A 10,535-nucleotide genomic window follows, 5' to 3' on the forward strand; every position below is an offset into this window, starting at 1 on the left:
ATACATCTATCATTATAACTACAAACGATTCCAAAAACGACTCAATCATCGAGCTCCGATCGAATATCGAATTTCGATGGCTGCATAGTCTTTTTTACAGTTGTCTACTTGACGGGGATAAGTCCAACCAATCTGTCTCTTTATTATCATATGCATGGCTTCAACACCACTCAATATAGAGATTCCAGTTTTAAATGATTTGAACCCTAACATAGAGTGCACACGTTTCTTAATAAAACGATGATCTTGTTCCACTATATTATTGAGATATCTAACTTGCCTTAGTTGTATGCCTTCAGGCATATATTTCTCTTCTTTCAACTCTTGAATCGCTACAGGATACGCAGGGTTTTTATCTACTGTTATCACACGAGGTTTAGAAATGTACGAAAAAGCCAAGGCTTTCTTGAAAAAGCGCTTGGCTGCTTGTTTATCTCTTGATTTACTTAGATAAAAATCAATGGTATTACCTTCTGAATCAACGGCACGATATAAATACATCCATTGTCCTTTTACCTTAATATAGGTTTCATCGACTCTCCATGAGTCATTTGTTGATTATCGCACTTTCTCTTCTAATTGAGGCCCATATTGATGAACCCAGCGCATAATCGTTGTGTGAGCAATTGATAATCCTCTTTCCTCCATCATTTCCACCAGGTTACGGAAGCCCAAATTGTACCGTAGGTACCACCTTACTGTTAATAAGATTAGTTCAGGTTGATAATGTTTCCACTTGAATAGGTTTTGCTTTTCCATACTGATCACGTCCTTTTTTAGAGTACTAGTATGTCCAAGTTTCAGAGATTATTTACATAAATCTTATAGTTTTTGCACCAGAACCAAAAATAAGCCCAAAGAATTAAATAATTCTTTGGGCTTATTTTTAAATTTAGGAAGTTACATTCTTTCTTCCTATAAATAATCTCACAGAACAGGACCATAGACATGTAAAGCGACAGACACTTTTCCAAATCCGCAGGATTTCAAAACATTCGTCATGCCTCACGTATAGTAAAAGGCATCGAAACCATTCATGCCCTGTATAAAAAAGACAGAGTCTTCAACCAAACTTCGCTTTTTCGATGTATAATGAATTACAGAAATTATTGATGACTGTAAAAAATTTGTTTTCCTCAACCATATATCTTTTACATTTCAGTTAATTTTGCAAAAGAAGTTAATAAAACATATCTAATTATTGATTCACCGCTTTGACTACAAGTGCTGCGTATGCTTCTGCACCTACTTTGGTTAAATGCACACCATCAGGTGCAAAGTAGTCTCTCTTTCCAGCACTTGCTGCATACCAATCAACTAGAGTTATATTCGGATATTCAGATGTTGTCGCTTTTAATCTCTCATTCACGATTGATTCCCACGGACGTGGTACCCTCGTATTAATAAATATCATTTTACGTTCATTCCCAATTAATTTTATTAATGATACAAGTTGCTCAGTAGTAAAGGCTCCATTTGTACCTAATCCAATAATGACATAGTTTCCTAAATTCCCTTCATTCTTTAACTGTTCAACTACAGGAATCGCTTTTGACAGCTGGCGACCAATTTGTGCATCAATCCTAATATCAGGAAAAGTATTTTTTAAATACGGAGCAATATCAATCATAACGGAATCGCCTATTGCAGTAACGGTGAGAGCATCTTTAGGTTGCGCAGAATTTATTTCTTTTGATTCTTCTTGAGTTTGAGGCGTCTCTTGAGCTGGATTTTCCCAAACTGCAACTGGATGTTTCGCCGGTTGTGTTTGTACTGCTTCCACCTTATCTAGTTGAGGATTCTCCTTAGCCTTACTAACTTTTGATAACCCAAAGACGGCTATCGACGAAACGAATACTGCACAAATTAAAGCTAACTTAACACCTAAAGCGACATTTTGAAGTCTTAAATTCTTAAACTGAATATTTCGGAGCGCACCTTGTCGGATTGGTTTTTCAATATACTTCCATGAAATTTGCGCAATCATTATAATCAGAAGAAATTGAAGAATTGCTCTTGTAATCGAAAACTCTCCAGCATTTACCTTCGGAGTCGTCAATGTAATAATCGGATAATGCCAAAGATATATTCCATATGATCGCACGCCCATCCAAAGCAGTGGTCTAAATCTCAAAAATAGTGCGATTCTGCTAGCCGGATGCGCAAGGTTAGCGACTAACAAGGCTGTAGCAATTGATAAAAGGACCATTCCCCCACGGTATAGAAATGGCTCATATTGATTCGTCTTCCAAAACATAATGAGAATGATACTAAGAGCAACTCCCCCAATAACATCAAGAATAAGACGTGCTTGCGGAATAATTTTATTCGCAAGTCTACTGCTTGGCCAAATTAAAGCAAGTGCCGCTCCAATTAATAAAGAAAAAGCCCGTGTATCAGTACCGTAATAAATTCTACTTGGGTCAGAGCCTGGTTCATATAGAATTGCCATTGCTAAAGCAGATGCAATTGCTCCTAGACAAATAAATAAGATCATGCGTGATTGTTTTTTTATGTAATAAAATCCTAAACTAATGACGAACGGCCAAACCACATAAAATTGTTCCTCAACAGCTAACGACCAAAAATGATTTAGCGGAGAAGGCTGACCAAAGCTATCAAAATAAGATAATTTATGATAAATATACCACCAGTTACTAACATAAAATAACGCCGCTAATGAATCCCCACGCATTTTTTCAAGTAAAGAGCTATGAAAAATCGTAATCCATGCCAACGTTATAACGAGCATAACAAACATTGCTGGAAGCAATCTCCTTGCCCTACTAAGCCAGAATTTCTTCAAATCAATTCTCTTATTTCTCTTCCACTCCATCGCTAGAATATCTGTAATTAAATAACCTGAGAGTACAAAAAATACAGTAACCCCTAAAAATCCTCCAGGCATCCAATTAAAATTAATATGATACAAAATAACACCTAGTATAGCTAGGCCCCTTAGACTGTCTAATCCAACCATATAACGACTATTTTTTTTAAAAGGTTTAGTCACCTACAATCACCTCTATTTCTTGGAAATTAGGTAAATAATAGCGGTATAAAATGCTATTAATTTCCTAAAATCATATAAGCTAAACTATTACAAACATCATTTGGGAAGGCTCTCTTTTTATAATTACACGCACAGTAACTAACACTTTATCACTTCATCACTTTATCACGTTATCTGGTTCTGTTGTGAAAATTTTTAAATTAGGTGTTTTTGCCCATCCCCCCGAAAAAGGGGAATATGCTTAATTAATTAAAAAGTTATATGCTGTGTGTCAAAAAGTACACTTTTTTATACGTTATTACAAACATATAAAGGACTGACATTGTGAATATGGAAATCTTATCTATCAAATTTGGAAGAAAAAATAGCAAAAGAGCACAACTATCTTTGGAAATGGATGAAACCTATATAAATGTCAACTAATCTATGTACAAAAACGCTCACTTAATTGTGTATAAAATTACTCACCTTCGGAAGCTAAGTGGTTCTTCAGGGCTGATAAGAACACCTGTAGATACTTCAAGATAGCTATATAATTGTGTGAGTGATGTACTTGCAACCTGTTGGCTAAGCCATACACATAAAGCAACTAACTCCTTTGCTCGATATTTACACTTTTGCTGAACGAATCCTTTTTCTTTAGCTAGGTATTCTAGGACATGAGGAGACATTTATCGTTGCAATTCTTCAGCAATCGGTTGAAGATCTTCAAGAATCGAAAAATTCATAAAAAACGCCATCCTTTCCTATAATTCTACAGAAAGGATAACGTCTTTTTTGCTTTATGGATAGTGCAAAACCTTAGCTTGATAGCGATGTATGGTGACCCCTATTAGGCTATTTTCTTTTTAACAACTCACCACGTAATGCTCTTTTTTTTACAAGTCATGAGATTATGATTTTATGTATTTACATTAACGTATATAACTGTTTTTCCACCCCGCACGCGAGATTGCTATTTACTAGTACACGATAACCGGTTCATAAGTGCTTAAATTATCATACACAGTTTTTGCAATACTAGGAGGAAGGTTAACACATCCGCCTGACCCCCCCGTTAAATAGGCATTATTTGCCCAGTTTGTTCGCCAGCCGGCATCGTGGAATCCTTGGCCGCTATTTGTGAACGGAGCCCAGTAATCTACCTTAACGGAATAATCAGCTTTACCTACTGCGCTGCCTTTGAGTGTGTATGGTGATCGTTTATATAGGACGTACCACACACCTGGTGATGTATCTTCACTCGTGCTATGTTTACCAGTTACTACATTTGTTGTGACTGCTAATTTTCCATCTTTGTAAATCCAAATTTGTTGCTCTGCAATTGAGACTTCCGCATACGTGTCTCCGATGCCATTATTCGATGTTGTTTCATAACCGATGCCTTCATTACTCCAGCCATTTCCGTGAATATTAGAAGCAGTAAGCGACTTTTCGCCTTTTTCAAAGGCTTGTTGGACTTGCTTTGTTTCTTTTTCAACATCTAGTGCCCAACCATAGCCTTGTCCTTTTACTGATATGACCGAACCGGAATGGGTTTTAAATGTAAAGTCTTTATTTAATGTTGATTTAGCATTATTAATTCCAGCAATCTTATTCTTAATGTCGCTCGCATCGATTGTAACTTTCATATCCTTTGACATAGAGGCATTTTGAATTAAATCTTTCGCTTTTAAAGGATAAACTTCATTCTGTACCTTATAATCAACGGATTGTTGAAAAAGATCCTGTAGTGCTTTCTCCTCTTTTTTGACAATCGGATTGTCTTCTTTAATAGGCTGTATGTACGCAGGCTTAAGATGAATTTCGCTTTTATACTTCTGCTTGTCGTAATCTCTCAGTAGACTAGTAACGTCATACTGTTTTCCGTCAACGCTTTTCGAGATAATAACTTTTCCTTGTTCGAGCTTCGCCATCGCATCTTGAGGCGCTTTTAATTTTTTATTCATAGAGACGAGCTTTTCTTCTACAATTTTTTTCATCGTTTCGCTACGATACTGATCCGCCTTTTCCGGTAGCAGTGAATAATTTTTTTCCTTTGAGGAAGGGAAAAATGTCCACTGGCTTTTTAATAGTTTCTTAACTTGAGGCAAATCTTTTTCCGTAAGTTCCATTTGCGTATCTTCTTCATCTAAAATTTGTTGTTGACCGACATAAACTTTGTTTTCTAGTCCAGATGTTTTTAATTTCTGTATTGCCTGATCAGTGCTCAGACCTCCGACTTTTGTGTCGTTAATCGTAACATTTGAATTGAAGTGGGTTGCCTGATAATAACTCATTCCCCCAATAAGAAGTGCAATTATACCGCCACCCGCTGCGATAAGCTTCCAATTTGTAAAACGTTTGCTTGATCTTACTCGTTTTTTATCACCTTCTTCAACTGATTCATTTATTGTATTGTTGTCCATCCATCTTTCCTCCGCATATATCAATATCAATCTATTTTAAACTAAAATCATTGACTAGTGTACCTTATTGTTCTTGACATTCCAAATTTGACCAAATTTCATCGCATCAAATTGGTCAAATTTGGAATTTTTAATAGAACGACACATAAAAATGGTAGATAAATTTTTTTAATTCACACTGAATAGTCTCTTATAATCCCATCCCAAGCAGCATATGTATTTATGAAAAGATTGATAAAATCTTTTGGAGAACCAACGGTTCTCACTAAAGACGAGGCACTCGCATTACTTTGTGCATTCAGTAAATAAAAGAAGAAGGCTTTTACAAACGTACCAATCATTGCACCACCAAATAATTGAATAATCTTATTGGGGTACCGCCACATCGCTATCAAGCTAAGCTAAGATTATACCCTTAAAACGAAAAAACGCTATGCTTATCGTAAGAAGTTTACGAGAAAGGATGGCATTTTTTATGTCTATTATTTCAGATGAACTGTATCTTTTCGCCCAAGAACTACAAACCTTTGTATCTCCAACTGCACTACAAGAGATTGCCAAACAAGTAGACTTTGTCCAGCGATTGAGCAAATATCACGCGGATGAATTGATTGTACTTTGTGCATGGAATAGTCAAGAAATAGCTAGCACGTCCCTTACCCAATACAGACCATTCATGACAAAGAAGCCTATTTATGTCTCGTTTGAAATTGAACCAAAAATAAGAAGGCGCATTCCTCTTCAAAATCTTCGATTTAGTGGAGGTTAGCCTTCTGTAATTTATTTTCCTTGATTCTCTATGTACGCACGTAAAACTTCAATTGGTGCTCCTCCCGTTGTGAGTAACATGTAACTTCTACTCCAAAAATACGGTTTCCAGTAAAAAGGTTTCAATTCATCGGGGAACTCTTTTCGTATATAGCGGGAAGTAACTGTTTTAAAACTATTCACAACATTAGCCAAGTGAATTTGTGACGGAGCATCAAACAGGATATGTATGTGATCCTCTTCACCGTTCATTTCAATAATTGTACAATTCCACTTTGTAAATAGGTTGTGGGCAATTTCCTCGAGCCTATTTTTTATGTTTTCATTGATACAAGGATGTCTATATTTTGTAACAGCAACTAAATGATATGTTAGTTTATATATTGCGTGTCTATTCTTGTTACATTCATGCGTGAAACCACCCCTTATTATTTTACAACTAAATTAATATAGGTTTAAATTTTAACATGCTCAAATATGAAAAGGAAGGAGGGTTTGTTGGATGTCCGCGATAAAATCTAAAACGTTAAAACATAAAATAACAAATCAAACAAACATCTTTGAACCAACGATTCAAATTTTTAATGAAGCACTTTCGTATTTTATGAATGTTATTGATAAAGAATTTTTAAGTTTGGATGATTGGAACACAAAAGGAATCGTACCAGCCGTGGAAATGTTAACGCATGCGACGAAAACAAACCCACTTCCTAAATATAAAGAGTTCAACCAACGTTTTTACAAGTTCCCTAGTTATTTCAGGCGCGCGGCTATCGCCTCCGCCTTCGGAAAAGTGAAAAGTTATCGTTCCTTACTCCAAAACTGGGTAGAAGAAAAAGAACAAGCGAAGCAAGAAGGGAAACGTTTTTCAAAACGTCCACCTTTTTTTCAACTGGAACACAATGAATTTCCTGTGTTTTACCGTGGTAACATGTTTGAAAAAGGAAGTAACCATGAAGCGAAATTAAAGTTATTTATAAAAAAAGATTGGGTTTGGGTAGATATTACATATAAACCAATGGATTTAGAAAAGAGGGGCGTTTTAGGTTGGAAAGAATGCAATCCAAAGCTGATAAAAAGTGGTAAAAAATACTACCTAGCTATCTCCTATGAGAAGAAAATTCCGTTAAATAAAACAAACATAAAAGACCAAACGATTATTTCCGTGGACCTTGGAATGACCAATTCTGCGGTATGTTCTGCCATTCGTTCCGATGGAACTGTCATTGGACGTACATTTACCAGCCAGTAGAAAAAGACCGGATGGATCGAATGAGTAAGAACGTAAAAATCGCACAAAAGAAATATGGGTACATTTCTGCTCCTAACCTTTGGAGAAAGATAAACGGTCTACAAAAACATATCATGATAGATACAGCTCGTCGCATCGTAAACTTTGCGGAACAGCACCATGCTGATGTGATTGTATTCGAATTTTTAGGGAAAATGAAATTCCCACCTAACACTTACGGAGCCAAACGACTCAAACAAAAATTACATCATTGGTGCAAAAATGGCATTCAAAATAAAGTACAACAAATGGCGCACTACCGAGGAATTCGTATTCGTCGAGTAAATGCTACAAATACTAGCAAACTAGCCTACGATGGCTCAGGTGAGGTTGTACGCAATTATAAAAAAGACCTCGCAACATTCCAAAATGACAAGGTCTATCATGCTGATTTAAATGCAGCTTACAATATAGGCGCACGTTATTTCTTACGTGAGCATCTTAAAGCTTTTTCTGAAAAGAAAAAGTTGAAACTTGAGGCAAAAGTACCTCAAGTTTCAGCGAGAACACAGCAATCCTTATCTACATTCATTAGTTTTCTTCAGGCGGTCGCACCAATGGTGTGAAAATGCTCGAGTTAACCGTATTTATGATGAAGGATGCTTCATCATAATCTATGATTTAGGTGGAGAGGTTCACTACCCGTACTTCAAAAAGGGCACAATGAAAAAGCTAACGGAATATTTACAGCTCCATATGGCAGAAATGATGCAGAGACCTTCCTAGTATTTAGGAAGGTCTCTTTTTTATAAGACTATTTATGGTTCTGGTGCAAAAATGATTACGTAGATAATCCAACATGAATGTTATATTTTTATGAAAATGAGTTGTTCGGAAATCAGTATTAAAAATCCGTATTTTTATACTTTGTAAAGATTGAATGTCCGTAATCATTCTCATATTTTTGTGTATATTTTGACAGCATTCGAGGTTTGCACCAGAACCGTAATTACTATATTAGGCGCTGTTGTGATCGGTTTAGCGTCGTATTTGTTGTTAAGGGATGATAAAGGGTAACAAAATAAACGAACTCATATCGGAAAAATGATAATTCTCCCCTAAAATAAGTGGGGAAACTTTCAAATTACTATTCTACTGTAGAATGAAAATGATACATTAATAATTAAGGTAACACGGTTCACTATTTAAATCAGTGAATCGATCATAAACATTTACATGTTTTCCAAATATCGTGACTCTATTTCAAGCTCACACCCATCATCAGAAATCTCTCCTTTTCTTCTTTTTTATCAGTGTTGACAGATAAAAAAAGTTCAGACACAAAAACAGACTGTGGCGAAGACTTTCTCCACAGCCTGAGAACAAGTCATATATCTCTATATGACTTATCCCTTTAACTATTTAGTTTTTTATCATCTGTTATAGTTGATATAACTAGAGTCATAATACACCCACTGATCTGTCCCAATTCTTAGCCAACCGTTCTTTTCTTCATATACTGTAACATTTTCGCCTTTACTTGATTTTCTAACAATAGGATAGTTTGTACCTGCTCCGCTTCGAATATTTACTCCAATACCGTTGATTTGAGCCATTCCGATTACATTTTGAACTTTACCGGTTTCAATAACTTGAAGCATATTTAATAGGAACACTGCAGTCTCTCCACGAGTTGTTGTACCTTTAGGGTCGTATTGGTTGTTTTCTTTACCTTTTACGATTCCTAAGCCATACAATCTTTGTACGTCTTCCTTATAGATAATTTGGTCCTTATCTACGAATGGTAAGTTTGCAACTGGCCCCCATAGACCTTTATACTGTAAAGCCTTGTTTACAATGATTGCTGATTCTTCTCTTGTAATTGGTGTGTTCGGGTCAAAATAACCGTCGCCTCTACCTTTAATGATTCCCGCACTTGCAGTGCGTTTAATACCATCTCGTAGAGTTGGGTTTGCATCATTTAAGTCTTTAAATGATGCATCTCCGGCCGGCAGATTTAGAGACTTAGAGATTAATTGAGAAAATTCGGCTCTTGTTACGGCTCTGTTAGGCGCGAAAACTCCGTTTCCTTCCCCTACCATAATACCCCTTCTATTTAACTCTCGAATAGCGGATTCATACCAACCTCCTGTTATATCATCTTTTGGTTGATAAAAGTTATTATAATTCCCCTCAACACCATTTACGAATGAACCCCATTGTCCACTATTAATCATGATAGCAGGACAGTTTTTACCACTCCACCTTTGGTGTTTTACGATATTATTTAACGGTACACCAGTTTCTTTCATTAAATAAGCCGCAAGTTTCTTAGCGTTATCTACTGCTTTACTGTAGTCACCGTCGCTATTAACTGCGATTTCAATTGCAATAGACTCTCTATTACCTGGACCATCACCGTCTCCTGCGTGCCACCCGTTCTCGTTTAATGGTAAGTGTTGATAAATCTCTTTATCGTCTACTGTAAAGTGCCATGATGCAGCTCGGTCTGTGTTCCCTACCGCTTGGTTATATAGATATTGAGCGTGGTTTCTAGCACCTGCTCCTACACTTGTATTATCAGTCTCATGAATTGTAATGTACTTTGGACTCATGTAGTTTTGAGGACGAATATTATCGTTACCTACTGGAACAATCCATTCAGTGAATGGAACACCGTTTATTGTACTAGAGATTCTAGATGATGCGGAAGACAGACTACGTTTTGTTCTGTTCGAATTGTTAGGAACAGTTAATGTGCCCGTTTCTTCATGAATACCTTCTGAACGTTGAAGGCTGTCTGCTTTCTTATTATCGACAGTACCTTCACCACGTCCGTCTACCCCTTCAAAACTAGCTTCAATACTTTTTAAAGCCTGTTCATCTGATGCTTGAAGTTGGTCTGTTTTACCTTGTTCTTGAACGCTTGTAAGTTGCTTATTGTTTACTGATTGTTGTTCCTCTGCAAATGATGCCAATGGTAAAGATAATACCGTTAATCCTGCTGTGAATGCTACTACTTTTTTGTTAAATTTAATGTTCATTTCTACTTTGGTATATCTCACTATTTTAATAGATATACCTTCCTCCTTGTACTTCTTTTAGTGTGAATAAT

The 10,535-nt window shown here is 36.3% G+C and carries 7 protein-coding genes and 5 pseudogenes; 6 read left to right on the top strand and 6 right to left on the bottom strand.

The window, feature by feature from the left end; all coding sequences use genetic code 11:
* Positions 1 to 4 precede the first annotated feature (4 nt).
* Positions 5 to 88: a hypothetical protein gene (locus BWGOE10_RS34040; protein WP_367890491.1), complete on the top strand. Its 84-nt coding sequence runs from the start codon at positions 5 to 7 to the stop codon at positions 86 to 88.
* Positions 89 to 129: 41 nt separating this feature from the next.
* Here BWGOE10_RS34040 and BWGOE10_RS15525 read toward each other — a convergent pair.
* Positions 130 to 759: pseudogene (locus tag BWGOE10_RS15525) on the bottom strand (IS6 family transposase); the annotation flags it as partial.
* A gap of 158 nt (positions 760 to 917) precedes the next feature.
* Between BWGOE10_RS15525 and BWGOE10_RS33485 the strand changes: the two are divergent.
* Positions 918 to 1,166 (top strand): annotated as a pseudogene (locus tag BWGOE10_RS33485) (hypothetical protein); the annotation flags it as partial.
* Positions 1,167 to 1,198: 32 nt separating this feature from the next.
* Here BWGOE10_RS33485 and BWGOE10_RS15530 read toward each other — a convergent pair.
* From BWGOE10_RS15530 to BWGOE10_RS15535, 3 genes and pseudogenes are all read right to left on the bottom strand, one after another.
* The gene (locus BWGOE10_RS15530; RefSeq protein ID WP_070143910.1) at positions 1,199 to 3,013 is read right to left on the bottom strand and encodes an acyltransferase family protein; all 1,815 of its coding nucleotides are present in this window, start codon (positions 3,011 to 3,013) and stop codon (positions 1,199 to 1,201) included.
* A 488-nt stretch (positions 3,014 to 3,501) separates the two neighbouring features.
* A pseudogene (locus BWGOE10_RS30155) lies at positions 3,502 to 3,684 on the bottom strand (IS4 family transposase); the annotation flags it as partial.
* A 291-nt stretch (positions 3,685 to 3,975) separates the two neighbouring features.
* Positions 3,976 to 5,421: a L,D-transpeptidase family protein gene (locus BWGOE10_RS15535; protein ID WP_070143911.1), complete on the bottom strand. Its 1,446-nt coding sequence runs from the start codon at positions 5,419 to 5,421 to the stop codon at positions 3,976 to 3,978.
* 204 nt (positions 5,422 to 5,625) lie between these two features.
* Here BWGOE10_RS15535 and BWGOE10_RS33490 point away from each other — a divergent pair.
* Both BWGOE10_RS33490 and BWGOE10_RS15540 read left to right on the top strand, forming a co-directional pair.
* Positions 5,626 to 5,774: pseudogene (locus tag BWGOE10_RS33490) on the top strand (IS6 family transposase); the annotation flags it as partial.
* 122 nt (positions 5,775 to 5,896) lie between these two features.
* Positions 5,897 to 6,085, top strand: a pseudogene (locus tag BWGOE10_RS15540) (IS4 family transposase); the annotation flags it as partial.
* 116 nt (positions 6,086 to 6,201) lie between these two features.
* Here the strand turns inward: BWGOE10_RS15540 and tnpA are convergent.
* Positions 6,202 to 6,621, bottom strand: a complete 420-nt coding sequence (gene tnpA, locus BWGOE10_RS15545) for an IS200/IS605 family transposase (RefSeq protein WP_321969983.1) — start codon at positions 6,619 to 6,621, stop codon at positions 6,202 to 6,204.
* Positions 6,622 to 6,691: 70 nt separating this feature from the next.
* Here tnpA and BWGOE10_RS33495 point away from each other — a divergent pair, with 70 nt between their 5' ends.
* Positions 6,692 to 7,441 carry a hypothetical protein gene (locus BWGOE10_RS33495; RefSeq protein WP_236735977.1) on the top strand — a complete coding sequence of 250 codons (750 nt, stop codon included), beginning with the start codon at positions 6,692 to 6,694 and terminating at the stop codon, positions 7,439 to 7,441.
* A gap of 20 nt (positions 7,442 to 7,461) precedes the next feature.
* Positions 7,462 to 8,046: an IS200/IS605 family accessory protein TnpB-related protein gene (locus BWGOE10_RS33500; RefSeq protein ID WP_236735978.1), complete on the top strand. Its 585-nt coding sequence runs from the start codon at positions 7,462 to 7,464 to the stop codon at positions 8,044 to 8,046.
* A gap of 807 nt (positions 8,047 to 8,853) precedes the next feature.
* On the opposite strand, the gene BWGOE10_RS15555 is transcribed toward BWGOE10_RS33500, so the two are convergent.
* Positions 8,854 to 10,464, bottom strand: a complete 1,611-nt coding sequence (locus BWGOE10_RS15555; protein WP_070143926.1) for an S-layer homology domain-containing protein — start codon at positions 10,462 to 10,464, stop codon at positions 8,854 to 8,856.
* Between the last annotated feature and the right edge of the window lie 71 nt (positions 10,465 to 10,535).

The sequence above is a fragment of the Bacillus mycoides genome (assembly GCF_001757995.1).
In the GTDB taxonomy this organism is placed as follows: Bacteria; Bacillota; Bacilli; order Bacillales; family Bacillaceae_G; genus Bacillus_A; species Bacillus_A mycoides_B.